The following is a 26,990-nucleotide window of genomic DNA, read 5'->3' as shown; positions in this document are numbered from 1 at the left end:
AAACTTTCTATGAACATATAACAGTTACTTCTTCTTTATTTTCCTTCCAAATCCTTATACTATATATAATTAAAACAACTATTTCTGATATTGTAGCTAATATGAACATCCAAAATGCATTTTTCATTAAAAAATCATTCTTAAAAAGATTTATTGATAAGTCCGTTTTATCTATATAAAAAATATATTCTACTATAGCCCAAACAATTTTTAGAAAGCATAGCATTGCTATCATAAATATTTTAATTTTTTTACTATAAAAAGTTTTGAGATGATTTTGTCCTAATGCATTTAGTTCATTTTTGAAAATTTTACTTTCTGCCGCTTTGGTCGCAGCTTTTATATTTATTAAATAAATAAATAAAGCAAGAGGATACCATAAGTTCACGAAGAAGCTTATATAATGTTCATAAGGATTAATGTAGCCCACAAGCAATGAAATCACTATACCTATAAAACATAGTCTATTTATTTTCTTATACTTTTCTCTATTAACATGAACTCTACTGCTACTAGATTTTTTTGATTCTCTTTTTTTGTATATAAACGTTAAAAGCACAACTACATTACAAATCATAGATATTACAAATAGTACTAAACTCACCTTATCCGGATTGCCAAAAATACTATCAGGCTTTAAAGTATATGCTTCTTTAATCAAAGTTACGCCTAGTATTCCCGTGATTACTTTTAAAATAAAAAATACACAAGCTGTTCCATATTCTATAGCTGTAATCAGCCTAACTGCTTCCCTATATTGTGATTCCTTTTGTTTTAAGGCAAAATTAGCTACCTCCATTAATGCTAAAACAAATAATTCTGCTGCATTTATTCCTGCAAGGAAATCAGCATAAGGATTTAATTTAACTACTAAAATGCCCATTAATGCAAATAGCCACCATAACTTAAAAATTCTTTGCATGATTCTTTACTAACCTCCTTATAGTGATTCCTTTACATATTAAGGACACTAATAATAATATACAGAATACAAATTCTATTAATAACAATATTACACTCATACTATCTGGATTACTCCAAATTCGAAAAGGAGTAGCTGGATTTTTATCTGTAAATGCCAAAAGAAATACAACTCCACTTGCAAATAGATTTAAAAAGAAAAATGCTATAGCCATAATATAAATAGCAATACCTGCTGCTCTAATTTCTATCCTTAATCTATTATCATATCCATTCTTTTCAAAAGCTTTGACCCTAAAAACAATATTTATCATCATGCAAATCAATATAAAAAATTCCACAAAGTTAAATAACCCGAACATACCAACATAAGGATTTAAATATGCACTAGCAGTTCCTATTAGCGCAAACACCCACCACGAGCCTCCAAATCTCTTCATTTGTATCACTCTCCGCTATCTTTTAATTATCACCATGGAATAATTAATTACTGCTTACAAAGGCTTTGTATAAACAAGTTGTCCATCTGTTATTTTTAAATTTCCTTTTACATATATATCTGTTATTAATTTATAATCACATTTGCTTAAAACTTCAAAATACTCGGCAATATCAATTCCTTTTGAATACAAATCAATACAATACTTATTAAATACATAAGGCATGTTATTTAAAATATAAGACAGCTTGTACAGTGCATTTGTTTTAGCTTGTTGAATAGTTTCCTCATTTAGATAATCTAAAAGCTTTAAGCTATATTTATCCAGCTTACAATTAAAATAAAGTAAACTGTTATCAAACTCATCTACCAAAACCTTTCCCTTATCCTTAAATATAATTTCACTTAGTATTTCAAGCAGAAGTTGTTTTTCAAGCATTTTTATGTTTTCATTAAAAAACTTAAAGTTTATTGCTCCAATCTCTATAGCTTCTTCAGCCGACTCAATTAAATGCATGTTAGTTTGCAAGTATTCATTTACTAGCTCTATTGCTGAAAAAATATATCTTTCATTTGTTTCAATGCCTTCTATAAACTTCAAAATTTTACTTTTATCTAATTCGCTCAAATCTCCATTAACAAAAAGTATACTATTTTGAGGTACTACAACTTCTTCATAAAAATCCCTAAAATCCTTTAGGCTTATATCTAAAAAATCTTTTGTTAAATTTCCTAAAACGAATCCCTTGTTGATATTAACAAATTCCATCATTCTATAATAGGCTCTAAATTTAACATCCTTATAATTATTAAAAAATCTTTTCTTTGCAACTCCTTTAGCTATGCTAAACATATTTTCATCTATTTTATCCTTATATAACATTTTCAACAAGCACATACCCTCATAGTCCATATTTTTCACCTTTGTTTTTATGGAAAGATATATCATACCCGTTTTAACATTACCTTTAACACTAATATTGTATTTTTCCTTCATTTCTAGCTGTATATATTTTATTAATACATTTCCACTTGCCTTATTAAAAGTCCTTGTTTCCTTCTGTGGTAATATTAGCATTTTATTTGTGCAAAACCCAAATTTTATAGCAATAGTTAAATATACTTCATTTTTTTCATAAAAATGTTCATTAAATTGGATTGTTAATTTGTTTATTATATTTGCTTTCACATTTTCCACTGCCTTCCATTGATGTAAACTACTTTACTTAACCATTCTAACATATGCTTTTCTGTAAGGCTACTTTTGTCGAATGCATATTAAGCGCATTTTTTTAATTTAAAACTCCATTATTATATTTTTTGCGTATAAAGTTCCATTAAATATATATATTCTAATCTTCTACAAAATATGATATAATGTTTCCACAAAAACAATTATTCGTGGAATTGAAAGGTGATATTGATGAATATACTATCAATGCTTTCTTTTACCAACTTTATTCTATTCGTAAGAGGAGCGTTATATAGTTTTGGACATATTCGTAAATCAAAATTAGCCCTTCCTTTTATGCTAGTTTTTACAAGTTTGGCTATTTGGTGCTTTGGTGATACTTTTTTTTATACAGCTCCTACTATAGCTAATGCAATATTTTGGTATAAATTAGCAGGCATTGGATGGGTTACTTTTCCTGCAACTGCACTGCACTTCTTTCTTTTATTAACTAAATTTATTAATAAATCAAAGCAAAAAAAAATTATTATTGCTATTTATATAATTCCAATAATTTTTTTAACAAAAAATATATTTAGCTCCAAGTTATTACTTGCAGTAACTATTATAAAAAATCCTGCTGGCTTTGGATGGACTGATATTGGATCCAATGATTTATGGTTTTGGTCATATTCAGCCTACTTAATAACTTTTATCGTTTATGGCCTATTATTGGTATATAAATGGGGTAAACTCTCTCCCTACTTTTCAGAAAAAAGACAAGCATGGGCTCTACTTATTGTTTCTTCTATAACATTAATAATTGGTGTATACACGGATATACTAGCTCCTACTATTGGTATTCGTTTACCACCTATTTCAAATATTATAATTGTGCTATTGGCAGTTACTGGTTTTGTAGCTATTCAGCGCTATAACTTATTTTCTGATGCAAACACTGTCACAGCAGAAACTATTTTAAACACTATAAAAGACCCTGTACTAGTTTTTGATGCTAATTACAAGATAATAAAAATAAATAAGGCTACTACAGATTTATTAGGCTACACCTTTAAACAAATTGAACATAAAGAACTTAGTTATATTCTTGCAAATTCTGATTACGATGAATTCAAGAAAAAACTGTTTCTTTCTAATAAACCCTTTAAATATCAAGAGGCAACCCTTTTAACCTCTGATTGTAGACTAATCAGCACTATTTATTCTACTTCAGTGGCTAAAAACAAGTACAATGAGTTTTTAGGATATATTATTACCTTCAAAGACATTACCGACAGGAAAGCTATAGAAAATCAATTAAGAATCAGTAACTATAAATATAAAAAGCTTGTATTTAATCTATTTAAAGCTGCTAATTACGACTTATTGACAGGACTTCCAAACAGGAGAGTATTCTTTAGTAAGCTTAGTAAGTTAGCTAATTCCTACAAAAGACACAAACAAGATTTTGTTGTAATTTATATGGATTTAAATGGTTTTAAACAAATTAATGATAATTATGGCCATGATATCGGTGATTATATTTTAAAAACTGCTGCCAATAGATTAAAAGATTGTATAAAAAAGCCTGAAATCTTGTCCAGATTAGGTGGCGATGAGTTTGTAATTCTTATACCAAATTCACCATCCAAATTAATAATTGATGATAAAATTAATATGATAAGAAAAAACTTTGAAGCAAATATAAAAGTGGGAGAAAAGTCGCTAAATATTGGTATCTCCATAGGGTACTCTACATTCGCAATTTGCAATGAAAATATCAACACTTTAGTAAAAACCGCTGATTCTAAAATGTATTCTGACAAACTAAAAAACAAAAACATCAGAGTTTAAACATAAAAACACGGAGGACCTAATATGAATTTGTTATCTTTATTTTCCTATGGAAATTTTGTTCTTTTTTTATTATTGTCAATTTATTCTATTCAATTTAGCCCTATACGGTCCAAGTTGAATAAGTATTCTTTTTGGGTTTGCTTAGCTTTAGGGGAATGGAATCTCTGTTACGTGTTTTTTTATATTGCTCCCAATAGTTCCACTGCTTTAATATGGCACAAACTTGCTCTCATTGGTATGTACTGTTTTCCAGCATTTACTCTTTATTTCTTTATTGTTCTTACTAAAAGAGATACCATTTTTAAAAATAAATATCATTATTTTATTTTTTACTTAGTTCCAGCAATTTTAATATTAATAAGTCTTTTTAGTAAAAATACAGCTTTAGTTCAAGCTTTAGTTCAAAGCTCAAGTGGCCTCGGTTGGACTTATGTTAATTCTACAAATTCAATTCTATATTGGGTTACTTTATTATATTTGTATTGTTATTTCTACTTTGCTTTTTTTCTCTTATACAAATGGGGAAAAAACTCCAATTATATTGGTGAAAAAAAACAAGCAAGAATATTTATATTGGTTGACGCTACAATTTTAATGTTAGGATCTATTACTGATTTCTTTTACCCACTTATAGATAATTTTCTGCCACCTATGGCTAATCTATTTACCATTGTATTTATTTTATTTTTTATATACATAATAAGAAGATATAACATGTTTGATATACATCACATTGCATCTCCTGAACTAATTATTAATACAATTATGGATCCTGTTATGGTGCTTGATGAAAACTTTAAGATTATTAGATCAAATCCTGCTGCCGAAAATATTTTAGGCTATTCTAGTAGTTACTTGAAAAATAAAAACTTGGTGGAGTTTTTATTAGGTAATACAGATATAAATAACAAAATTCTTATGGAGTTATTAGAAACCAAAGAATTTAAAAATAAAGAGCTGAATGTAATCACCTCTAAAGGTGAAGTCATAAATTCACTTTTCTCTGCATCAACAGCAGAAGATAGAATTAACGGTTTTCTCGGTATAATGATTACCTTCAAAGACATTACTGAAATAAAAGTGATTGAAGATAACTTAAAATTTGTAAATAGTAAATATCGAAAAACAGCTGATAAATTATATAAAATAGCTAATTTTGATCCTCTTACTAGAATTGCAAACAGACGTCTGTTTTTTGAGAATATAAAGCAAAAAATCAAACAATATGAACAGACAAGTAAGGATTTTGGAGTTATTTTTATGGATCTAAACGGCTTTAAACCTATCAATGATAAATTTGGACATAACATTGGAGACAAGGCTCTTATTGAATCAGTATGCCGTCTTAAGCTTTGTACATATGATGAAGATGTATTAGCCAGAATGGGCGGTGATGAGTTTGTTCTTATTGTATCTGATACAAGCTCTATAAATGAACGAATTAATAAAATAAAAACTTTATTTCTTAGCCCCATGCATATTGATGGCTGTATTTGCAATTTAGGTATTGCAGCGGGTACATCTATTTATTCTCAAAGCAATAGGGATTTAGATGAATTAATGAGAATTGCAGATATATTAATGTATGAAGATAAAAAAAAATCAAAAGTAAGATAAATTTATCTAAAAATTACGTTGTAACTTATTATAATGAGTTACAACGTAATTTTTTGCATTCCAAATGGACACGCATACATACACTTACCACAAATCTCAAATTTTCCTTCTTGTTTGCGCTTTGAAAGGTGTTCTTCGCATCTTCTTACATCAAGTCTTACTTCACGAGGCTCATCAGCTACATAATTTCTGCCAAGTATTGCTTTTGATGGACATGCTTTTGCACAATTATTACAGTCTCCACATCTACCTTCTAATATTTCTTTATTCTCCTCAAAAGGAGCATCCGTTAATACTGATGTCCACCTTACGCGCGGACCGTATTTAGGATTAATAAGAAGACAGCTTTTACCTATCCATCCGAATCCAGCTAATCTAGCAGTAAGCTTATGAGATAATGATGCACAGACTCTAGTACTGTCTATACGTTCTGATGCGGGTAATGGCATTGCCTTATATCCATTACGCTGTATTACAGATCCTACTATTGATGCAAAGTTATCTAGTCTGTTCATTATTACATCATAACCATGTATCTTATTTTCTAGTGCATTTTCATAATTATCACTGCCAGAAAGAAGATCCACAATGCTATCTTGAAGTACTATTCCAATAGATAAAGCTCTTGGATATTCGTCTATTAAGGAACCACTTATTTCCTTTATGTCATTTTTAACTTTAGTTAGTCCTGCTACTCCAATAAAATCAATAGCATGTATATCGCCTAACTCTTTTATTTTATCTAATAATTCCATATTCACTCCCCTTGAAATCATAATAATACCATTATACCAAAAATTTTCCTTTAGTATAATTTATTTTATTAAAGTTTTTAAGGAAAGCTCTTCTTTATTTGACTGTATTATTTTATTAGACTTTCTCCTAACTTAAATGCCTTTTCACAATCTAAAGGAAATTGATTTTTTCTAGTCTTAGCTTTGTCCTCTTCTGAAAAACATTCAACCTTATATTTTGAGTAATCATCAAATTGATACGTGTCGTTTGAATACATTACCAATGGCTTTGTAAATACTTTTTCAATAAAGCCATCAATCATTCTGAAATTGAATTCATATCCTATTTTCTTCATAACATCTTCTTTAACATTCATTGTATAAATAAAAGCTGTTGGCATTTTCTTTGGTGCGATTGATGAATATGAATTATCATACACTAAATAAGGAAAAGTTAATCTTTCTAAAAATGATTTCAGTTGTCCTGTTATGCTGCTTAAATATACTGGCGATCCAAAAATAAGTGCATCAGCATCGGAAATCTTTTCTAAAACCTCTGAGATGTCATCTTTTACTGCGCATTTTCCATAGCTTTTTCCGCCAATTCTCTTACATGCAAAGCAACTCTTACAGCCTGTGTAATTATAATCGTATAAATTAATAATTTCTGTTTGGACTTCTTTATTTTTTACAGATTGTTTTGCGCCTTCTAGAGCCTTTTTAAGTAATGTCGCTGTATTATTATTTTTTCTTGGACTTCCGTTAATTGCATAAATCTTCATATTTAAAACTCCCCTTCATATTGATATAATTAATATATCAATATGAACATAAATAGACAAGTATGCAGTTTTTTCTGTGTAAGTATAAAAAGGATACTATTAACTTAAAAGGAGCTTTTGATATGGATAAAACTATACTTTATAATACATCATTACCGGGAAAAAACATATATGAATCAAAATGCCCAGTAATATATGCACTTAATATACTAGGGCAAAAGTGGAAACTACCTATTATGTGGCATCTTGCTAAAAATGAAGTTACTAGATATAACGAACTAAAACGCAGCGTAACTGGCATTACCAATATGATGCTCACGAAATCCCTACAAGAATTAGAGGCACATAAACTCATAATAAGAAAGCAGTATAATACTATTCCTCCTAAAGTTGAGTATTGTTTAACTGAAAGAGGTAAAGACTTACTTCCTGCTTTAAATGCATTGTATGACTGGGGAAAAGAACAAATGGAAATTGATGATAAAAAATAGACTCAATATCTACACTAATCCTTTAATAATAAAGAAAATAATTGGAATAAATAATGCTGGCAATAAATTCAAAACCTTTATTTTCTTTATTTTTAATATGTTTAATCCCGAGCTTAATATTAGTATCCCACCTACTATCGATATTTCATTTAATAAATCCGCAGTTATATATACTGATACTACATTTGCTGATAGATAAATTAATCCTTGCCATAAAAATAATATAACTGAAGAAGCCATTATCCCTATTCCGAAATTTGAGGCTAGAACAATTGATGTAATTCCATCCAGCATAGAATTTGTGTACAGTAATGTATTATCACCTTTTAGGGCACTTTCAAGGGGTCCTAAGATTGACAATGTGCCTGCACAAAATAGTAATATAGCTGTAGATAGCCCTTCCACTAAATTACTTTCTGAAAACCTTGCTCCAACATTATCAAGTCTTTTCTCTAAATCAAACTTTTGTCCAATTAGTCCACCTATTGCAATACTTACTATAAATACGACATGATACTTACTTTTAGGAATACAATTAACCGCTGAACTAATACCTATAACTGTTGCGGACAATCCCATTGCTTGCAGCATTATATCCTTGTATTCCTCTTTTATTCCCTTTTTAAATACTGTTCCTAAAATACTTCCACTAATAATAGAAAGACAATTTACTATAGTTCCTATCATTTTTTCACCTCCAGAAACTTATATTAAGGATTATAAAGTATCCAGTAACTGGAGTGTCAATATTATTCTATCAATATTTGTATTTCAGTTATAAACTCCGATCTTTTAGTAGTTAATCCAAAATCAATAAGTGTTATTTCTATTGAATCATCACCAATTGTATACCCTTTTTCTTCTATGTATTTTAAAAGTTTATAATAGTATTTTGGAGAATTCTTATGAGTTCCATTAAATCGAATAGTAATATAAATGCCTTTAGGCAATACTTTTAGTAATTTATCACTATATTCTTCTCCTTCTGTAAATAAAAAGATTGAATCATACTCTTCAAATATTCTACTTTTTAATTTAGCTTTAGAAATGGAAACTCCTACTTTTCCATTAAAAATAGACGCACTTTTGTTCGTGTTATTCTCTAGATTTCTAATAGATAACTCTAAATCTCTATCTGACTTTATTCTCTGTTTTAGTAAAACAACAGTTCTTTTATTAAATTTAAGTTCCTGAATCATGTCTAAACTGCTGCACTGTATTGCATAATTGATTTGACTTAATCTATTTTCAATTTTTTTCTCAATTCTTTGCAGCTCTTTTATTTTTTCTTTTGTTATTTCACTTTGATTTTTTAATAATTCTGTTATGTTATCAATACCCCTCTTATTCAAATGAAAGCTTATTGCATTTAAAGACATACCTAGTGCTTTTAAATATATTATTGTATTTAACTGTTCAAATTGCTCTGTTGAATAATATCTATAGCTATTCATTCTATCTACAAATATGGGCTTGAACAGATTAATTTCATCATAATATCTTAATGTCTTAATATTAATATTAAACAGTTTTGAAAGCTCTCCTATTGTAAATAAATCTTTCATAATTTTCTCCCATTAGTATTTTACTTAATTACATACAAGTTTTATAAAAATATTATATACAATAAAAATAGAGCTTACCATATAAATATTTATACTGTAAGCTCTATTTAAAATTTTATTTTAATTTATTATATTCTTCATCTGTAACTGGCTCACACCATTCGTTGGATGCTCCTTCAACTGGAACAGATAATGCTAAATGTGCAAACGCCTCATCTGCTACAGCACCATGCCAATGTTTAATCTCTGGCGCAATATATACCACATCTCCACTCTTCAACAATTGTGCTTCTTTACCAAACTCTTGATACCATCCATGACCACCAACACAAATAAGTATTTGTCCTCCAACATGATGGATATGCCAATTATTACGACAACCTGGTTCGAATGTAACATTTGCTATAAATGTCTCTTCCTTATTTAAAGTACTCAAATAACTTTTTCCAATAAAATATTGAGCGTACGCAGTATTTTCTTCTCCAAGTGAAAAATCAGATACCTTTTCTAATTCTTTTTTGTCCATATTTTTTCCTCTTTTCTTATTTATATAAATTTCATGATTTACATATAATCTCTTAATACTAGTACATTTTAATACTTAAACCTAACTTTAAGTCAATAGAAAGCTTTAAGAGAATATAAAAAAAAGAGAACTTCAATTATAGAAATTCTCCCTATATATATTCTCCTACCAAACTAGTGGTATTAAACGATAGCGCACTTTTGAGCAGTAATCTTTATACCCCCCAAGCTCCCTTAGAAGTACCTTTTCTTCATTCTTTATCCTAAATGTAGTTATAGGAATTATAAAAAACATAGGTAATATGGAAATATACGAGCCCAGTGCAAGTGGTATAAATAAAGATATTATCACCATTCCTAAATACATGGGATGACGAACCATTGAATAAGGTCCTGATGAAATAACCTGCTGCTTCTTCTCTACTTGTATAACTGTTGAGGCATAACTATTTTCCTTAAAAACATAAAATATAAAAATATATGCCATAAATGCAACTATATTAGATACAATCACAAGCCATACAGGTTCCCTTGATATATTAAAATGAAAATCCACGCCAGGTAATATAAAACCCATATAGTATAGCTTTAAAATTGAAGGAGGTTTTTCACTTACTTTACTTTCTTTAGTTTTAGTCCTTCTTTTTAAAAATTCAGGATTTTTGTTTGTAAAATATACCGTAATAAAAAAAGTTATTATAGCAAAGCCACACCAAAAAATCCATGCTTGCCAAAACCTTATTGTTAATGCCGGAACAAATAAAACAAGCCACATAAAGACGATGAGTACAATAGGTACTACATATACCTTTACTTTTGATGACAAATTACTATTTTTCAATAATATAACCTCTCTTTTAAGAAAACTTATTTATATTATTCCAATTTTAACATAAAATATTCTCACCTATTGTTGTCTCAATAGTTCTTTAACTTTATCTTCTTTTTCAAACAGTAAACAACCTCCAACATGACCTTCAATCAACATTTCATTATTTTGAAGTTTTCTAAATAAAGGTGATTTTAAAGCTTCCATTAAGTTACATTCTTTTAGATTAACATCTGAATATGGTGAAAATGGACATGGTTCCGCTCCACCACTTGCATTTATATGAAAAAAGCCTCTTCCTGCTGCCAAACACCCCTTTAAATACTTTTCATCCCCTGGAAAAGATAAAAGTACCATCGCATTAAAAATTGTTCTTAATTCTTGAAGATTTTTTTCTAATCTCTTGCGTTCTTTATCTCCAGGTGCAAGATTTTTTGTATTTTTAGTCACTGGTACATATTCAACATAAATTAATGCTCGTGCTCCTTTATTATATAGTTCTTGTACAAATTCTTTACTTGTTACAGTCCCTATATTTTCAGTTGTTACAGTTACAGAACCTCCAAACAAAACGTCTTTTCTCTTTAGTTTATTCATAGCATGGCTTACAGCTTCATATGTGCCTATTCCTCTACGCTTATCTGTTTGTAATCTATCTCCTTCAATGCTAATCATAGGTACTAAATTTCTATTTTTATCAAATAACTTTACATATTTATCATCAATCATAGTCCCATTAGTGAATATAGGAAAGATTATTTCTCTCACAGAAGCGGCTTTTTCAATAATTCCCCTTCTCATCAAAGGCTCCCCTCCAAGTAGTAATGCAAATGAGATACCCATATCCTTAGCCTCATCAAATATTTCTTTCCATCTTTCCTCTGTTAATTCATCTTTATTCAAATTATCTCCACAGGCTTTATTTACTCTTGCATAACATCCCTTACAGTATAAGTTACAATTGGTAGAAATACTTAACATTAAAAATGGTGGCACATGATCCCCTTTATTTTCAAGCATCATCCTCTTATTTCTTGCATTCTTTACTGTTAGCACATGTTTAACTACAAAAGCAGTTTCTTTGGGATTTTTTATGGATGATTTCAAAACATTTTTTACTATGTTCTCAATTCCATCGCTCATATATTGTGTTAAATTAAAATCCTCTCTCATTAAAAATAAACTCCTTATCTAATTAATAAATCCGTCTGCATGTTTATAAATCTATCTCTTTCTTCTTTATTCATAATATTAACTCCACTAAATAATTTAAATTCATCCGATCTGTAAAATACCAACTGTAAAAATGAAATTAATTGATATGAAATAATTTTACATTCTTCATCACTTTTACCTTCTTCAAAGCATGCCTTAACTAATGGTAATATTTGAATTGCTTCATTAAAATTGCCTTGCAATAAAATATACGGAATAGTCTCCTTTGTATATTTTCTGTAGTCTACAACCATATCACATATGCTAATCAGAAAACTTTTAAGTTTATTTCTAGGATTTTCTTCAGCATTATTGCCCTTAAAATAGCTGTGAGATACCTCCTCTATTAACTTATTAACCGCAATATTTACTAGTTCATCTTTTGAACCAAAATGATAATTTATAGTCGATAGGTTTATTTTAGCTCTCTCTGTTATTTTTCTCGATGTCAGTTCTGAAATATCATAACATTCTCTTAATAATTCTATTACTGCTTGTATAAGTTGATTCTTAGTTTTATCAGATTTATTCAAATTACCACCTCTTTTTCAAACATGTTTTATACTTGTTTTATTATATGATTTTTATCTCTATTTGTAAATACATTAGTATCACAAAAATGGACAATAGATAAAAATATCCATTGTCCATTTTTTATATAATTGAATTACTTATAAATCTAAAGCAGCATAATGGCCATGATGAACTGCAGTCATTGCTTTTCCAGGTCTTACACAGTCACCTATTGCACGGAATTCCATAACCTTATCTCTTAAAGCTTTAACCTCATCAGCACGTGATCTCATACCCACTGCACATAAAATTGTATCTGCTGGGAATACAATTTCATTTCCAGCTTTATCAACTGCTACAACACCTTCTTTAGTTATAGCTTTTACAGAAGTACTAACTCTTACATCTACACCTTCACGTAATTCTCTAGTTAATCCCATCTTATGGAATGGATTAGCATCTATGGCATAATCACCTCTAGCTTCTATAAGCGTTACTTCTTTATTTTCACGTTTAAAATGAATTGCTGATTCTGATCCAACAAGTCCTGCTCCAATAATAACAACCTTGTTGCCTATTTTAGGTTTATCTTTTGCAAGCTCATCACAGAATACCACTCTTTCATCTTCAATACCAGGTATTCTTGGTACAATAGGATATGCACCTATAGCACAAATTAATGAATCTGGATTTATTTCGTCTACAAGCTTTTCATCCACTTTAGTATTTAATCGAATTTCAACATTATCCTGCTTTTTAAGTTGACACTGAAGCCACTTAGCAAAACCATAATAATTTTTCTTAAACTCAACATGCGCTTCACAAAGTATTTGTCCACCTAGTTTATCACTGGCTTCGCAAAGTATTACCTTGTGTCCTCTCTTAGCTGCTGTAAGAGCTGCCTGCATACCACCAGGTCCCCCTCCTGCAACTAATACCTTTTTCAATTTAGCAGGTGGTGCTGGAGGTGAGAAATATAGTTCTTCTTCTCCTATTACAGGATTTAGAGCACATGCAACGTCTCTAATGTTAATGATTGTATCAAAACACACATGACAACGCATACACTTTCTTATATCTTCATCTCTACCTTCCTTAACCTTTGTTGGGAAGAAAGGATCAACTATAAGCGCACGAGCCATTTCAACCACATCAGCTTTGCCTGAAGCTATGATTTCTTCTGCCTTTTCTGGATCTGAAATAGCTCCTACTACTGCAACTGGAACCTTTACGTTCTTTTTAATTTCAGCTGCAAGTTCTACATTAAGTCCATGAGGATAAAACATATCTGGATGTGTACGTACAAAGGTTTCTTGTACTTCTTGATTACCAACACTAATATGAATCATATCTACATAGTCTTCAATACCTTTTGCTATTTCAACAGCTTCATCTAAACCATATCCACCTTCGAAATAATCTAGACCATTCATTCTAAACTCAATTGGAAAACCAGGTCCAACTGCTTCCCTAATAGATTTAAGTATCATTATAGGAAAGCGTAATCTATTTTCAAGACTTCCGCCATATTTATCTTCACGATTATTAGTAGGAGATAAAAATTGACTTATTAACCATCCATGACCACCATGAATAATAAGCATTTCAAAACCTGCTTTTTTTACTAATGCAGCACCTTTACCAAAAGCATCTACTAAGTCTAAAATCATACCTTCATCCATTTGACGAACAACTGTACCATTAACTATTTCATATGTAGGTCCATATGCCTTATATTTAGGATGAGGATTTTCTAAGTTTGGAACACCTGCATACTTACCGGCATGTGTTAATTCTATATTAGGAACGCAATCGTGGCGTTTAATTGTACGAGCCATATGAGCCAATGACGGTAATATTAGTTGATTATCTAATGCAAGTTCCTTAGTATGTCCACTACCAGAAGCAAGTACATTAGACACTCCAATAGTACAATTAGCTGCTCCACCTTTTGCACGTAATTCAAAGAAAGCGATATTTTCTTGGTTAAGAGTTAATTCTGGTGATATCTCCTGAAGAGAAACTGGTGCTGAGAACATTCTATTTTTAAAAGTAACATTTCCTAGAGTAATTGGTTTACAAAGATTAGGATATTTTGACTTCATATTAATAACTCCTCCTTTAACTTTTGTACATAATAAACTTTATTCATCAATATCTTGTTAATTTTTTCTCAATATCATTTAAATTGTAACGCCATAAGAAAACATTTTCAAACTCAAAAAAAGTGATTTGTTATTCCAAACATGACTAATGAATTTACTTTGTTATAGTTTTATGTTAATCTTATAACAGAAAATTCGAGAATAGAAAGGAATTATAAAATGCGAATTGACTTATTACGTGAATTTATTATGCTTTCTAAAAACTTAAATTTTAGCGAAACAGCAAAACAACTCTATATTACTCAGTCTGTGTTAAGTAAACATATTGTTTCATTAGAAAATGAAGTTGGTGCAGCTTTATTAACAAGAAATCATCGTAACGTTGAACTAACTGAGGTAGGAAAACTATTTTTAGTTGAAGCTACTGCTATTGTAAATCAATATGACAGCGGTATTAAGAAAATCAAGACTTCTATAAAGGATTTTGAAAAAGAATTAAAAATTGGCTATTTATACGAACACACCAAAAATCTTCTTGTTCCTACTGTGCATTCATTTAGGCAAAAATTTCCTAATACAAAATTAACACTAATGGCTGGTTTGTATGAAACTCTACCTCCTCAACTTAAAAACAACACTGTGGATTTAATTCTTACTCTTAACTTAGATAAGGATATTTCATTCTGGTGTGAAACATATCCATTGTATACAGATATTCTTTGCGTAGCAGTATGTAAAAATCACCCTCTATCAAAACAAAAAAACGTATCAATTAATGATTTGACTTCAGAACGCATTTTCTTACCTTCTAATGAAATCTTTAATGGATACGGTGCTTTTGCAAACAAACTTTTAAATTCAAAAAATTTATCCAAAGATATGCTTTTAAATTATGAATGTATATACTCCTCATTATTAATGGCTGAAGCAGGAGAAGGTATTGCCATAATACCGAAAATGTTTAAAGCTGATAGAAACAATACCCTTTGCTTTATACCTTTTAAAGGCGATGAGTATTCCTTTGACGTTATTGCTGCTTGGAGAAAAACAGATAACAATCCTGCAATAAGAAAATTTATACAAGAATTGTCCCGTAATTCCTCAAATTAACGTAAAGAAAGCTCCTCACAAATAAAGTATGCCATGTCACTTATTTTACTATTCTCATTGTTGCATTCATTTATAATAAGTTCTTTATAATCTTCTTTATAATTATTACGCATATAGCACAATACATCTACCTTCCATTTCCAAAGTTCTTCTTCCGATAAATAAAAAAACTTAGGTTGTACCTTCCTTCGATAAAAATCTTCTTTCATATTCAAAATATTCTCTGGTGTTAACGACTCTGTTAATTCTTTAAGTCCCGGAAATTCCTCTTCTCCCTTCCACTTTCCCTTATTCATTGGACATGCATCTTGACAAAGATCACAGCCATAAACACATTTTCCGAAGGTTTTACTTAATGGTTCTTTAGTTAAATCACGACCTCCAAAACTAGTTAGAAAAGAAATACATTCAGTTGGTGACATGGTATAAGGTGCAGAAAGAGATTTTGTAGGACACGATGCTACACAGCGATTACATGACTTGGGACACTGAGGAACATTATTTGTTTCCTTTAATTCCATTTCTCTATCAGTTATCCATGCTTCAAGATGAACCCATGAACCAGCTTCTGTATATAAAAAATTATTTCTACGAATAATGCCAACTCCTGCTTGCATAGCCGCCCATCTCATTCCAACTACACCGAATTTTTGATCCGTCTCTACCTTTAAACCAAGCCCCTTCATATATTTTTCTAATTCGCGATTATTCTGATACTCTTTTGTGTTTTTATCTACACGCACATCAAACAAATATGACTTAGCTATAATCCCTTCTAATTCCTTTGGAACCTTATACTTTCCATACGCTACCGTAAGTACTACTACAGATTTTGCCCATGGATATATCTCTTTAGGCTTTATTAAACGCTGTTGGCTTTGATAAAACATTTTTGATTCTGGAACTTTTTCAATACGCTCATTAAATTTTTCAGCATATTCATCCATCAAATCAATTGATATAATCCCACACTTCTCATACCCTAATTCATAAGCTTTCTTTTGAATCATTTTTTCAATTGTATCCATATTAATAAACCTCCTAAAATTATAAGTAGAATAGACCGGTTTGTTTATTTTAGTTGTAAGCTACTTATTCAATATATGACAACACTATGCCATAATATTATTTATCTATTTTAAAATCCTCATATACTTTTATAAGATCTTTTTGCATCATCTTTAGAACATTTATATCCTTACCAATCCTGTAACACACTAAATATCCTTCGTATATTGCAAATGCACTATTGGCTAATTCATATACCTTATCTTTGGGTATTCCAGAATATTCAAGATTCAAAGCAAATAAATCTATTACTTTTTTCATAGCCTCATAATAACATTTTGAAATATCAGAATCGGAAAAAGCTATCTCTAAACCCATAACTGCAAAAGGACACCCGTAATGTTTTCCATTTTCTGCACCCTTAATCATTATATTTAATAAATCTGTTATGAATTCATCCCACTTTTTATCTTTTGAATTCCTTATTGCCCATCCTATTAGCTTTTTTTCGAAGTATTCTGAAACACTAATAGCTAAGTCTTTTTTGCTAGCAAAGTGAAAATAAAATGACCCCTTAGGCAAACCTGTATCCATTAAAATATCATTGATACCTGTTCCGTTATATCCTTTTTGTAAAAATAATTTTGCAGCACTTTCAATTAGTTTTATTTTGGATTGTTCTCCCTTAGTTGTCTTAGCCATTTTGCAATCTCCTTTGTTTTAATTTATTTAGCTTAATATTAGACCATTCAGTCTGTTTTGTCAACTGTTTTTCTTTTACTATCTTTTAAGAACAATAAAAAAGCCAATAAAGATATCTTTAAATTATCCAAACTGACTTAACCTTATATGAGTATCTTAAATAATACATTATATACTATCTAAACTTTCTATACTTACACCAGCTTTATTAATACTTATTATATGTTTACTTTCAAAGCCTCGAAAGGTTTCCACACATTTTCTTCTTATGTCTACCATCCATATCTTTTCAAACTGCCTTTTTATCGAAACATAAACCTTTAATTCACTTGGAACAAACACCATAGATATTATAGTTTCAAAATCCTTTTCTTTTTGAGCCGTACTTTTTAATATATCGAAAGCATTATCCATACTAAAATCATTACCTATACTTAATATATGTTCATACGCTTTTATGTATCGATCACTTCCAACTCCAGAAACTTTTTTATAATCAATATTTTTAAATTGACCTACCGGAAAATTTGTCATAACTAAAAAATTTTCTTTTATCTTAGTCACATCATTTTTTCCATTAGAAGTTTCTAAAATAATAGCATTACCCAATTCGTCTGCAAACATATTATGCATTTTATTGTATTCTGGCGGAATAGGTGGATACACTACTGTTTTCTTCTCAATTACATTAAGCAACTCCTCAATAGATTTATCTGAATTCAAAAACTCTCTATAAAGCTTATCAATTGTTATACAGTTTTTATCTGGTACTATATTCTTATGACTATCAGATAAATTCCCTTGAAAGTTGCCGAAGAACCCATTTGTATTCATTCCAGCCGTTTCAAGAAATTGTCCTCCTTGGTTTATCTCAAAAAAGAATACAGGAATATCTCCTTTATCTTCAATCCTAATTCTTGATTCTACTTCAAAAAAATCAAAATTCATTAAATATATAGGTCTATCCTTATATACCACAGCACTTGTACACATTTTTTATTCCTCCAAATTTATTTCAAATGCAAATACCACAATTTATATTATAATACAAATTGTGGATTACATACAAAAAAATATATAGTAAGAGTAAACTCATAACCTTTACTACTAATATTTTCTATACTTTTTATAATGAACTATACTTAAAATAATATTGAACACTGCTAAAATTATAAAAAATATTGAAAAGTAATTTTTCTTCATTAAAAAAAATATACCATCCGCTAAAAATATACTTCCTATAAAAGCATCTACTTTATAGGAAATTTTATTATCTATCTCTCCACTTTTACACATTCCATTTCTCTGCATTTGCTTGATTCTACTATTATATGCCAAATAAGGCATATAACTAAAAACAAAAATAATTATATCAATTATTAATAATGCTAAAATAATTAAAAATATAGGTTTTATAAATATTACCGACAAAGCTAATAAGCTTAATAATATGATTCCTATTATTAATGAATATATTGTTCCTTTTTTTGTTTGATTTCTTATATTTATATATTTATCTATTTCCGATTTTCTATCGCTATAAATAGGCTTAGTTCCGGCTTGTGCAACAAAAATATGCGTTCCCTTATCAACAGATATAACAAGTTGCCATCCTGCCTCTTTAAATATATTAAAGTATTCATCATCTACATCTGATTGATAATCTAAGCTATATATTATATCTTGAGGCTTATCTTTTCTCAATTTATAGAAAAATACTCCCACTATATCTTCTAGTATCCAACCACTTTTTGCATAGTTTGATAATTTTGCCATATCCTCTTCTTCACTAAATGAAAAGCCACTGATTGCTACATATTTATTTTTCATAAATTTCCCTCCTCCTCATAATTTAAAAAGTTCTCCGCAAATTTAATCATCTGTTTTTTACGCTCAATCTCTTTCTCAAGCATATCTCTACCTTTACTTGTTATTTTATATACTTTTTTATTTTCATCTTCACTACAATTCAACTCTACTAAATTTGCTGCTAACAGCTTTTTAAGTGTTGTATAAAGAGATGCAGGACCAATAGTAACTTCGTTATTAGTAAACTTCTCAATGGTTTTCATAATTAAATATCCATGCTTTTTCTCAATAACACTTGATAAAATATAAAAAGCAGAATCCGTTAATTCTCCAATATCAATCGAGTCTTTTCTTGGCATAAAATTCTCCCTCACATTTTTATATCATTTATTGATATATCATTAAATATAATATATCAATGAATGATATAAATGTCAACAGTTTATATCTATTGTATTATTAGTCAATATAATTAAAACACCAATAAACACTATCATTACATCATTAATAATAGTGTTTATTGGTATTTTTAAAAACTTATTTACCCCTTACCTTATATCTAATTTTTATATTAATTATCTTGAGTCAATTTAAAAATTGTTTCCTTATATTGAGGATATTTTTCTAGCAACTCTCTTCTTTTAAATAGCTCAAAATCTCTAAATTCAAATCCTGGTGAAACCATGCAGCCAACTAAAGCATATCCCTTATTATTCATAGCTGATCCAAATATATAATTTTTAGGAACTAACACTTGAGGTTTTTCCCCTTGTGCAATATTAAGTCCAAGCTGCTCAGTTATAAGCATTCCTTCTGGACTAATCATGTAGATAGTTAACGGTGATCCTGAATGATAATACCACATTTCATCAGATTTTAACCTATGAAAGTTAGATACCTCTCCATCTTGAAGTAAGAAATGTATACTTGTCCAAAGTATTCTCGAACCTTCAAAATCAGATTTTAAATCTCTTGCTGTTATATTTTCCTCTGAAACATAAACTTCTTTGTAAAACCCACCTTCAGGATGTGCTATCATGTCTAAATTTTTTATAAAATAGTCTGCTGTATACATATATTCTCCTTCCAAACCTGTTTAGTTTAACCTCAAAACTTATTGTATCATTAATTCTGTGCTTCTTAAAAAGTATAAATAAAAAAGCATAGTTTATAAATCTATAGATTTGAATCTATAAACTCTAAACTATGCCTTTTTTCTATAAATAATTATTTTTTCTTAACAGGAATCCACATTTCGCTGTAGTAGCTTTCATCTTCACTACCTTTGGAATAATTAGCCGGATCAGTATACATTTCAATATTATAACCTGCTGCAATTTCATAATCTTTGCAATTAGGCAACCATTCCGAGAATATTTTTTTACTTACATCTTGCAAGGATTTTGGCATCGGTCCCTTAGAAGCAAAAACAGCCCATGTATATTTAGGAATAATCTTTGTAACAAACCCCTTAGGTATGTCTATAGTCGGATTGTAATTGTCTGCAATCAAATATTCAAATTCATCTAAACTCATGCTCTCGTCTATGTTTACTCCGTACATTCCACATACAACTTTTCCTTTTCCTGTTTCATAATGTTCTTTCCAAAACTGTGGAATTTCTTTGGTTGCATTATCATATTTAAACACCTTTGATACACCTATAATAGTAAACGAATCTTTTTCAACAATTTTGTAATCCATAATATAACCACCTTCCAATGAAAATTTAATTTTCAGAGGAGCAAATGATTTAATCATTGCTCCATCTTTTCGGACAGCGTTAGGTGTTACACCATGAAATCGAGTAAAGGCTTTCGTGAAACTATCTGGTGAGGAATATCCATATTTAAGTGCAATATCAATAATTTTTTTATCAGTAGAAACAATTTCCCTGCCTGCAAGAGTAAGTCTTCGCTGTCTGATGTATTCTCCAACTGTAAAACCACAAAGCATTGCAAACCCTTTTTGGAAATAGAAGGGAGACATAAGTACCTTTTTAGCAATATCTTTTATTGGTATTTCTTCAGTAATATTGTCCTCAATGTAATTGATAGCCTCACCGATTCCTTCAATCCACTCCATAATAATCACCCCTGTCTGTACATATATCTTATATCTTTTCAAATGGTTGTTCCCGACTTTTTATGTTATATTTTGTCTTGCCTAAAGGATTACTATTTATATTATAACTTATTAATATTATGATATTTTTAATTTACTTCTGAACAAAACACTTTGTAGTAGGCCCAGGTGCCGCTCCCCCCTTAGGTATAATCATAATTTGTATAGCTTCCAATCTATAACCGTATCCTGACGTACCTGCTGATTCTCCATTTTTAGCCCAATCCATCCAGCCTATATTCTGTGCATGAACTCTGTAATACATGTCATACATATCAGCTGCTACCCCAGTAAGTCTAATATCAATTGCTTCAAGGCGATATGACTTACCCTCAGTACCACTTAGTTCTCCATCTTTAACCCAATTCATCCAACCTATATTTTGTACATGTGTGCGATATTCAACTCCACCATCAATATTTTCTAGTTTTATCTTCATTGCTTCTAGTCGAAATGCTTTTCCACTTGTTCCTGAAACCTCTCCATTGCTTGACCAGTTTTGCCAACCTACATTTTGTACATGACTTTGGTAAATGACATTTGGATGTGGTGCATTTTTATCAACGAAGGGAGTACTAACTTGTCCAGGAGCTGTCTCTCCTTTAGGTACAAGCATAATTTGTATAGCTTCTAATCTATAACCATATCCTGATGTACCTGCTGATTCTCCATTTTTAGCCCAATCCATCCAACCTATATTCTGTGCATGAACTCTGTAATATATATCATACGTATTTGCTGCCGCTCCAGTAAGCCTAATAGCAATAGCTTCAAGGCGATATGACTTACCTTCTGTGCCACTTAGTTCTCCATCTTTAACCCAATTCATCCAACCTATATTCTGTACATGCGTGCGATATTCAATTCCTCCATCGACGTTCTCCAGCTTTATTTTCATTGCTTCTAGTCGAAATGATTGTCCACTTGTTCCTGAAATCTCTCCATTGCTAAACCAGTTTTGCCAACCAATACTTTGTATGTGACTTTGGTAGGTTACCTTTGGAATTTCTGTCCATTTTGCGTACAGTATTGTAGCTGTAGTAACCTTATCCGTTGCAAAGTTCCATACATTTGTAAATCCTTCATCCTTATACCATCCTCCAAATGTATATCCTGTCTTGGTCGGTGCTGCTGGTGCTGGTATTAAACTATTATCATTTGCCTGTACGCTTTCTATAACACTTCCACCATCACTATTAAATGTCACTGTATAAATCTCTTCGGGTGGAATTGCTGTCCATTTTGCATACAGTGTTGTAGCTGTAGTAACCTTATCCGTTGCAAAGTTCCATACATTTGTAAATCCTTCATCCTTATACCAACCTCCAAATGTATATCCTGCCTTTATTGGTACTGCTGGTGCTGATATTAAACTATTATCATTTGCCTGTACACTTTGTATGACGCTTCCACCTTCACTGTTAAATGTTACTGTATAACTTGGTATTGATAATTCTTCAAATGATAGGGAGTTACTGCTTGCATAAACCTGAGCGTAAGAACCCATAAAACCCTTTATCTTAAAATTTGGGTCACAACTATTGAAGGTCAAAAAACCAATACTAGTTACACTTTGAGGTATGGTTACTTCTGCTAAAGATGTACAATAATAAAATGCATAATCACCAATACTAGTTACACTACTTGGAATTATTATATTTGTAAAAGCATAACAGTGGGCAAAGGCATTAAATTCTATAGTTCTAACACTATTGGGAATTGTTATGTTTGACAGAACCTTGCACGCAAGAAAAGCACGACCTTTAATTGTTATAACACTGCTTGGAATTGTTATGCTTGAAAGAACTTCACACTCTTCAAAAGCACTTTGTCCAATGCTTGTAATACCATTTGGAAGTGTTATACCTGCAAGGTTCCAACATCTATAAAACATAAAGTTGCTAATTCTTGTGATATTACTTGATAACCTTACATTTGTTAAAGCCCAACAATCATAAAACAAATAATCTCCTACACTTATTACACTATCAGGCATTACCACATTATTAAGTACCTTACAGTCTTGAAAAGCGCTATCTCCAATAGTTGCTACACTATTAGGAATTGTTACACTGGTAAGGTTTAAACATTCTAAAAAAGCATGATGTCCTATACTTGTAACACTACTTGGAATTGTTATTCCTGTAAAGGCTTTGCAATCCTGAAAAGTAGAATTTCCTATGCTACTAAGATTAGTCGGAAGTGTTATATTAGGAAGAGAAATACAATATGCAAATGCACTATCTCCTATAGTCGTTACACTATTTGGTATTGATATACTTACTAAAGATGAGCAGTAATAAAATGCAAAACTTCCTATGCTAGTAACAGTATTCGGAATTGTTACACTGGTTAATGATTTATACTTAATATCATTATTCCCATTAAAAGCATTACTTGAAATACTGGTGACTGTATGCCCATCTATAGAACCTGGTATAGTAATATTGGTATTATTCCCATTATAACCTGTTATTGAATATGTAACTCCATCATCAGATTGCCATGAGAAACCATTTACATCTGTGCCTGTAATAGTTATTGCTGATACCTTTACAAAATTGATGTTCAAAAATAAAATTGTAAAGATAAGCACTAATGATACTGTGCTTGTTTTCATATTTTTTGCGTTATTCATTACTTTTTTCATTAGTTGGTTGAATTTCACACGCACTCCTCCTTATTTTATATATCATCTTAGTTATCGATGAAATACATATAAGGTTAATGCAATTATCTACGACTATTATCTTCCATTCTCCATATACCCCACAAAACACAATCTACATGTTCCTCATCAGGATAATTTTCTAAAAGTAATGATTGAATTTCTTTAGCTTTTTTATATTCCTTAATTAGACCAAATTCAGAAATATCATTTGAACTAAAAGCTTTATCAAATCTTCCACAGTTAGTGAGAGCACTTATTCTAGTAGAATCCTCAATAAGGTCGTATCCATAAAACTTAAAACGTTTATCCAATAAAACATTACTACAATCATATTTAGGTTTTCTTACAACTGCAAGTATCTGTTTTTCTTCTCTATTATCAACATTCTTTAAGAGTACATTTAAATTATTTAGAATATCATAATAAAATCCGTATTTTGGGAAACATCTGTATTTACTCTCAATATCTCTATCCTTAACAATACTTGGGCATAAGGCACAATCAAGCGAAATAATCTCTTTCACTTGAAAAAGTCTGCTCCACTGCTTATACTTTTTCCATGGAATAAATGTTTCAACCGCTACATAACCAATATTCATATTTTGTTTTCTCCTTTTGATATCTAGCTTACCGTACTAGGAAAAATTAATTTAGAAATATTTTGGGTGCGGTTTATCATACCAAAATATACTTTTCTAACTCCCTGATTTCCTTGACTTAACATTCTTAAACCACTCAATTGTCGCTTTACTATGTTCATCAGGAAGCTTTTTCTTTACTTGTTCGTGCAGCCACGCTAAAGTCTTAGTCCTTAAATATTGTCTCATCTGTTCCTCTGCTTCCAACATAACTACCTTTATTAAGCAGGGACACTTTGTATGTGTATCCGGTAAGTTATCCTTATCTAACAATATCTCGTTTTGTCTAATTTCCGCACATTGAAATAATGGAGAACTCCCTTCTACTGCTTCAACTATATCCCAAAATGATATGTCTTCTGGATTACGTGCCAACCCATATCCTCCATTAACTCCTGGAATTGACTTCACAATATATGCTTTTCTTAATTTTGTATATACCTTGTTTTATATTGACAACCTATATTTTTGGATTTATAATGAATTTGAATTCAAATTCAATCATTTACTTCGGGAGTGAATTTTATGGATAATATTATTTTAGGAAAAACAGAGGATAAAAAAGAACTAAAGAGAAAAGCAATCTTAAAAGCAGCTGCAGATGTTTTTTCAAAAAAGGGCTATATAGATACTTCTATAAAAGACATTACTAATGAAGCTTCTATATCTGTAGGCTCTTTTTATTCTTACTTTAGCACTAAAGAAGAGATATTAGTACATATCTTTGAGGAAATTTCAAATATGAGTATAGAAGCTGCTTCTGAAAGTTCAAAGTTTTCAAAAGACAATATAATCGAACAATTTACAAGATCAATGACAAGTGCAGTATGTATATACGCCAAAAATAAAGAATTTGCTAAAATATTATTTGTGAAATCTATGGGAATTAATGAATCATTTGAAAAAAAACGTTCAGAAATACTAGACAGAACATCTTTTTATTTAAAAACGATGCTAGAACATTTAAGAAAAAATCATTTGTGCATTATAGACAATATAGAAATAACCTCAGTTCTTCTTACACATAGTATCTTTGGTGTAATAAGCAATTGGCTTGATGAAAAACTTAAATGCAGTATAGAAGATATAATTTTCTCTTTGTGCACTTATCATCTCAAGGCTTTAAATATAAATCACAAAGCTGAGAATGTACATAAATATATAAAGAAAGTTATTAATTCAGATTACAAAGAACTTCTTGGATAAAAAATTAGTATTATACGGAGGTATTTAAAAATGGAACAATATAGATCAAAGAAAATTTATGCAGACTTTTACGAAAATGAAGGAAAACCATTAGTAGTTATTATGAGTGGTAGCTTACCTGGGCTTCCAACTAATATAAGTGATGATTTATTAAATTATTTAAAGCAGAACTTTAATATTTTATTCTTAGCATACTATGGAATTGGAGAACTTCCAAAGTCTTTAGAAATGGTGCCAATAGAATATTTCGAAAATGCTATAAACTTTATTAAAGAAAAACAGAATATTCCTGATGATAAAGTAATTATTATAGGTCAATCTAAAGGTGGCGAAGCCGCTTTAGTATTAACAAATTATATAAAATCAGCAATTACTATAGCAACAGTTCCTAGTTCATATGTTTTTCAAGGCTTGCCAGAAGATCTTTTCAGCATATATAAAGTACCGCCAAAATCTTCGTGGTCTTTTAACAATAAAGAATTACCCTATATCAAATTTTCTTTTGATGAAACTTCCATGAATTATGCAAAGAACAAAAATTTCTGCAAGTGTCATGAAACTTCCATAGAAAAAAATTTTAATCCAGACGCCTTAATAAATCTCGATAACTATAAAGGTAAAGTAATGCTACTTTCATCTGAAAATGATACATATTGGCCAAGTAAAAATATGTGCAACACCCTAGTGAAAAATAGCAAAAGTAAAGATAATATTAAGCACATTCCTTTAAACTTAGAAGGGCATTACTTTTTATGGTATAAAGAATCAGTCAGCGAAATAATAAGTTATTTAAAGACAAATGTAAAATGACTTAAATAAGTCATACACTTATCTGCAGAAGTTTTGCTTATGCATTTTGTATTAATGTCATAACTTTCCAAAAATAAGAACACTGATTGTTTTATATATTGAATCAGTGTTCTTCTCTATTGATCATCATTTCCTTAAAATCTTATAA

The 26,990-nt window shown here is 30.0% G+C and carries 27 protein-coding genes and 1 pseudogene; 6 read left to right on the top strand and 22 right to left on the bottom strand.

What is annotated here, in order from left to right; genetic code table 11:
• Positions 1-7: 7 nt before the first annotated feature.
• Genes CLFE_RS02055 through CLFE_RS02045 form a run of 3 tightly spaced genes read right to left on the bottom strand, consistent with a single transcriptional unit; the run spans position 8 to position 2,549 of the window.
• Positions 8-922 (bottom strand): hypothetical protein, encoded by a 915-nt coding sequence (locus CLFE_RS02055; protein WP_077894170.1) that lies wholly within the window; start codon positions 920-922, stop codon positions 8-10.
• Positions 906-1,361 carry a hypothetical protein gene (locus tag CLFE_RS02050; RefSeq protein ID WP_139356188.1) on the bottom strand — a complete coding sequence of 152 codons (456 nt, stop codon included), beginning with the start codon at positions 1,359-1,361 and terminating at the stop codon, positions 906-908. The genes CLFE_RS02055 and CLFE_RS02050 overlap by 17 nt, the downstream gene beginning before the upstream one ends.
• 54 nt (positions 1,362-1,415) lie before the next feature.
• A complete protein-coding gene (locus CLFE_RS02045) occupies positions 1,416-2,549 on the bottom strand; it encodes a hypothetical protein (RefSeq protein ID WP_077894172.1) in 1,134 nt (377 codons plus the stop codon).
• A 234-nt stretch (positions 2,550-2,783) separates the two neighbouring features.
• On the opposite strand from CLFE_RS02045, the gene CLFE_RS02040 reads away from it, so the two are divergent.
• Positions 2,784-4,385, top strand: a complete 1,602-nt coding sequence (locus tag CLFE_RS02040; RefSeq protein ID WP_077894173.1) for a diguanylate cyclase domain-containing protein — start codon at positions 2,784-2,786, stop codon at positions 4,383-4,385.
• A 24-nt stretch (positions 4,386-4,409) separates the two neighbouring features.
• Positions 4,410-6,005 carry a histidine kinase N-terminal 7TM domain-containing diguanylate cyclase gene (locus CLFE_RS02035; protein WP_077894174.1) on the top strand — a complete coding sequence of 532 codons (1,596 nt, stop codon included), beginning with the start codon at positions 4,410-4,412 and terminating at the stop codon, positions 6,003-6,005.
• 38 nt (positions 6,006-6,043) lie between these two features.
• On the opposite strand, the gene CLFE_RS02030 is transcribed toward CLFE_RS02035, so the two are convergent.
• Together CLFE_RS02030 and CLFE_RS02025 are read right to left on the bottom strand one after the other, a co-directional pair.
• Complete coding sequence (locus tag CLFE_RS02030; RefSeq protein ID WP_077894175.1) at positions 6,044-6,760, bottom strand: 4Fe-4S double cluster binding domain-containing protein; 717 nt, start codon at positions 6,758-6,760, stop codon at positions 6,044-6,046.
• Positions 6,761-6,867: 107 nt separating this feature from the next.
• On the bottom strand, positions 6,868-7,521 hold the full coding sequence (locus tag CLFE_RS02025) for a flavodoxin family protein (protein ID WP_077851757.1): 654 nt from the start codon (positions 7,519-7,521) through the stop codon (positions 6,868-6,870).
• Positions 7,522-7,643: 122 nt separating this feature from the next.
• Between CLFE_RS02025 and CLFE_RS02020 the strand changes: the two genes are divergently transcribed.
• Positions 7,644-8,012, top strand: a complete 369-nt coding sequence (locus CLFE_RS02020) for a winged helix-turn-helix transcriptional regulator (protein ID WP_077851756.1) — start codon at positions 7,644-7,646, stop codon at positions 8,010-8,012.
• 9 nt (positions 8,013-8,021) lie between these two features.
• On the opposite strand, the gene CLFE_RS02015 is transcribed toward CLFE_RS02020, so the two are convergent.
• From CLFE_RS02015 to CLFE_RS01985, 7 genes are all read right to left on the bottom strand, one after another.
• A complete protein-coding gene (locus CLFE_RS02015; RefSeq protein WP_077894176.1) occupies positions 8,022-8,699 on the bottom strand; it encodes a DUF554 domain-containing protein in 678 nt (225 codons plus the stop codon).
• 62 nt (positions 8,700-8,761) lie between these two features.
• Positions 8,762-9,577 (bottom strand): MerR family transcriptional regulator, encoded by an 816-nt coding sequence (locus CLFE_RS02010; RefSeq protein WP_077894177.1) that lies wholly within the window; start codon positions 9,575-9,577, stop codon positions 8,762-8,764.
• 115 nt (positions 9,578-9,692) lie between these two features.
• Positions 9,693-10,103, bottom strand: a complete 411-nt coding sequence (locus CLFE_RS02005; protein WP_077894178.1) for a cupin domain-containing protein — start codon at positions 10,101-10,103, stop codon at positions 9,693-9,695.
• A 165-nt stretch (positions 10,104-10,268) separates the two neighbouring features.
• Positions 10,269-10,943, bottom strand: a complete 675-nt coding sequence (locus CLFE_RS02000; RefSeq protein ID WP_077835103.1) for a methyltransferase family protein — start codon at positions 10,941-10,943, stop codon at positions 10,269-10,271.
• 66 nt (positions 10,944-11,009) lie between these two features.
• Positions 11,010-12,104, bottom strand: coding sequence for a radical SAM/SPASM domain-containing protein (locus tag CLFE_RS01995; RefSeq protein ID WP_077894179.1), 1,095 nt, complete (start codon positions 12,102-12,104; stop codon positions 11,010-11,012).
• 14 nt (positions 12,105-12,118) lie between these two features.
• On the bottom strand, positions 12,119-12,679 hold the full coding sequence (locus CLFE_RS01990) for a TetR/AcrR family transcriptional regulator (protein ID WP_077894180.1): 561 nt from the start codon (positions 12,677-12,679) through the stop codon (positions 12,119-12,121).
• A 138-nt stretch (positions 12,680-12,817) separates the two neighbouring features.
• Positions 12,818-14,764 (bottom strand): oxidoreductase, encoded by a 1,947-nt coding sequence (locus CLFE_RS01985; RefSeq protein ID WP_077894181.1) that lies wholly within the window; start codon positions 14,762-14,764, stop codon positions 12,818-12,820.
• Positions 14,765-14,983: 219 nt separating this feature from the next.
• Here CLFE_RS01985 and CLFE_RS01980 point away from each other — a divergent pair, with 219 nt between their 5' ends.
• Positions 14,984-15,874 (top strand): LysR family transcriptional regulator, encoded by an 891-nt coding sequence (locus tag CLFE_RS01980; protein WP_077894182.1) that lies wholly within the window; start codon positions 14,984-14,986, stop codon positions 15,872-15,874.
• On the opposite strand, the gene CLFE_RS01975 is transcribed toward CLFE_RS01980, so the two are convergent.
• From CLFE_RS01975 to CLFE_RS01930, 10 genes and pseudogenes are all read right to left on the bottom strand, one after another.
• On the bottom strand, positions 15,871-16,902 hold the full coding sequence (locus CLFE_RS01975; RefSeq protein WP_077894183.1) for an epoxyqueuosine reductase: 1,032 nt from the start codon (positions 16,900-16,902) through the stop codon (positions 15,871-15,873). The two genes, CLFE_RS01980 and CLFE_RS01975, sit on opposite strands and share 4 nt — an antisense overlap.
• Positions 16,903-16,999: 97 nt before the next feature.
• Positions 17,000-17,584 carry a TetR/AcrR family transcriptional regulator gene (locus CLFE_RS01970; RefSeq protein WP_077894184.1) on the bottom strand — a complete coding sequence of 195 codons (585 nt, stop codon included), beginning with the start codon at positions 17,582-17,584 and terminating at the stop codon, positions 17,000-17,002.
• A 168-nt stretch (positions 17,585-17,752) separates the two neighbouring features.
• Complete coding sequence (locus tag CLFE_RS01965; RefSeq protein ID WP_077894185.1) at positions 17,753-18,577, bottom strand: linear amide C-N hydrolase; 825 nt, start codon at positions 18,575-18,577, stop codon at positions 17,753-17,755.
• Between the two features lie 114 nt (positions 18,578-18,691).
• Positions 18,692-19,414, bottom strand: a complete 723-nt coding sequence (locus CLFE_RS01960; RefSeq protein WP_077894186.1) for a DUF2812 domain-containing protein — start codon at positions 19,412-19,414, stop codon at positions 18,692-18,694.
• The gene (locus tag CLFE_RS01955) at positions 19,411-19,752 is read right to left on the bottom strand and encodes a PadR family transcriptional regulator (RefSeq protein WP_077835110.1); all 342 of its coding nucleotides are present in this window, start codon (positions 19,750-19,752) and stop codon (positions 19,411-19,413) included. Before CLFE_RS01955 ends, CLFE_RS01960 begins: the two co-directional genes overlap by 4 nt.
• A gap of 212 nt (positions 19,753-19,964) precedes the next feature.
• The gene (locus CLFE_RS01950) at positions 19,965-20,468 is read right to left on the bottom strand and encodes a cupin domain-containing protein (RefSeq protein ID WP_077894187.1); all 504 of its coding nucleotides are present in this window, start codon (positions 20,466-20,468) and stop codon (positions 19,965-19,967) included.
• Between the two features lie 152 nt (positions 20,469-20,620).
• Positions 20,621-21,478 (bottom strand): AraC family transcriptional regulator, encoded by an 858-nt coding sequence (locus CLFE_RS01945; protein ID WP_077894188.1) that lies wholly within the window; start codon positions 21,476-21,478, stop codon positions 20,621-20,623.
• Positions 21,479-21,611: 133 nt separating this feature from the next.
• Complete coding sequence (locus CLFE_RS01940) at positions 21,612-24,185, bottom strand: leucine-rich repeat protein (RefSeq protein WP_077894189.1); 2,574 nt, start codon at positions 24,183-24,185, stop codon at positions 21,612-21,614.
• A 65-nt stretch (positions 24,186-24,250) separates the two neighbouring features.
• Positions 24,251-24,787: a hypothetical protein gene (locus CLFE_RS01935; RefSeq protein ID WP_077894190.1), complete on the bottom strand. Its 537-nt coding sequence runs from the start codon at positions 24,785-24,787 to the stop codon at positions 24,251-24,253.
• Positions 24,788-24,883: 96 nt separating this feature from the next.
• A pseudogene (locus CLFE_RS01930) lies at positions 24,884-25,273 on the bottom strand (RrF2 family transcriptional regulator); the annotation flags it as partial.
• Between the two features lie 78 nt (positions 25,274-25,351).
• Here CLFE_RS01930 and CLFE_RS01925 point away from each other — a divergent pair.
• A complete protein-coding gene (locus tag CLFE_RS01925) occupies positions 25,352-26,032 on the top strand; it encodes a TetR/AcrR family transcriptional regulator (protein WP_077894192.1) in 681 nt (226 codons plus the stop codon).
• Positions 26,033-26,062: 30 nt separating this feature from the next.
• Positions 26,063-26,842, top strand: a complete 780-nt coding sequence (locus CLFE_RS01920) for an acyl-CoA thioester hydrolase/BAAT C-terminal domain-containing protein (RefSeq protein ID WP_077835912.1) — start codon at positions 26,063-26,065, stop codon at positions 26,840-26,842.
• Positions 26,843-26,990 lie beyond the last annotated feature (148 nt).

The organism is Clostridium felsineum DSM 794, assembly GCF_002006355.2.
Lineage (GTDB): Bacteria > Bacillota > Clostridia > Clostridiales > Clostridiaceae > Clostridium_S > Clostridium_S felsineum.
This window is presented reverse-complemented; position numbering and strand designations above follow the sequence as displayed.

Coding starts and splice junctions, on each gene's coding strand:
- CLFE_RS01950 (WP_077894187.1), bottom strand. CDS start 20,468: ATGTATACAGCAGACTATTTTATAAAAAATTTAGACATGATAGCACAT.
- CLFE_RS01975 (WP_077894183.1), bottom strand. CDS start 16,902: ATGGATACAATTGAAAAAATGATTCAAAAGAAAGCTTATGAATTAGGG.
- CLFE_RS02055 (WP_077894170.1), bottom strand. CDS start 922: ATGCAAAGAATTTTTAAGTTATGGTGGCTATTTGCATTAATGGGCATT.
- CLFE_RS02020 (WP_077851756.1), top strand. CDS start 7,644: ATGGATAAAACTATACTTTATAATACATCATTACCGGGAAAAAACATA.
- CLFE_RS01960 (WP_077894186.1), bottom strand. CDS start 19,414: ATGAAAAATAAATATGTAGCAATCAGTGGCTTTTCATTTAGTGAAGAA.
- CLFE_RS01945 (WP_077894188.1), bottom strand. CDS start 21,478: ATGGAGTGGATTGAAGGAATCGGTGAGGCTATCAATTACATTGAGGAC.
- CLFE_RS01955 (WP_077835110.1), bottom strand. CDS start 19,752: ATGCCAAGAAAAGACTCGATTGATATTGGAGAATTAACGGATTCTGCT.
- CLFE_RS02010 (WP_077894177.1), bottom strand. CDS start 9,577: ATGAAAGATTTATTTACAATAGGAGAGCTTTCAAAACTGTTTAATATT.
- CLFE_RS02030 (WP_077894175.1), bottom strand. CDS start 6,760: ATGGAATTATTAGATAAAATAAAAGAGTTAGGCGATATACATGCTATT.
- CLFE_RS01970 (WP_077894184.1), bottom strand. CDS start 17,584: ATGGCTAAGACAACTAAGGGAGAACAATCCAAAATAAAACTAATTGAA.
- CLFE_RS02025 (WP_077851757.1), bottom strand. CDS start 7,521: ATGAAGATTTATGCAATTAACGGAAGTCCAAGAAAAAATAATAATACA.
- CLFE_RS02040 (WP_077894173.1), top strand. CDS start 2,784: ATGAATATACTATCAATGCTTTCTTTTACCAACTTTATTCTATTCGTA.
- CLFE_RS02015 (WP_077894176.1), bottom strand. CDS start 8,699: ATGATAGGAACTATAGTAAATTGTCTTTCTATTATTAGTGGAAGTATT.
- CLFE_RS01980 (WP_077894182.1), top strand. CDS start 14,984: ATGCGAATTGACTTATTACGTGAATTTATTATGCTTTCTAAAAACTTA.
- CLFE_RS01935 (WP_077894190.1), bottom strand. CDS start 24,787: ATGAATATTGGTTATGTAGCGGTTGAAACATTTATTCCATGGAAAAAG.
- CLFE_RS02035 (WP_077894174.1), top strand. CDS start 4,410: ATGAATTTGTTATCTTTATTTTCCTATGGAAATTTTGTTCTTTTTTTA.
- CLFE_RS01965 (WP_077894185.1), bottom strand. CDS start 18,577: ATGTGTACAAGTGCTGTGGTATATAAGGATAGACCTATATATTTAATG.
- CLFE_RS01925 (WP_077894192.1), top strand. CDS start 25,352: ATGGATAATATTATTTTAGGAAAAACAGAGGATAAAAAAGAACTAAAG.
- CLFE_RS01985 (WP_077894181.1), bottom strand. CDS start 14,764: ATGAAGTCAAAATATCCTAATCTTTGTAAACCAATTACTCTAGGAAAT.
- CLFE_RS02005 (WP_077894178.1), bottom strand. CDS start 10,103: ATGGACAAAAAAGAATTAGAAAAGGTATCTGATTTTTCACTTGGAGAA.
- CLFE_RS01995 (WP_077894179.1), bottom strand. CDS start 12,104: ATGAGAGAGGATTTTAATTTAACACAATATATGAGCGATGGAATTGAG.
- CLFE_RS02050 (WP_139356188.1), bottom strand. CDS start 1,361: ATGAAGAGATTTGGAGGCTCGTGGTGGGTGTTTGCGCTAATAGGAACT.
- CLFE_RS01920 (WP_077835912.1), top strand. CDS start 26,063: ATGGAACAATATAGATCAAAGAAAATTTATGCAGACTTTTACGAAAAT.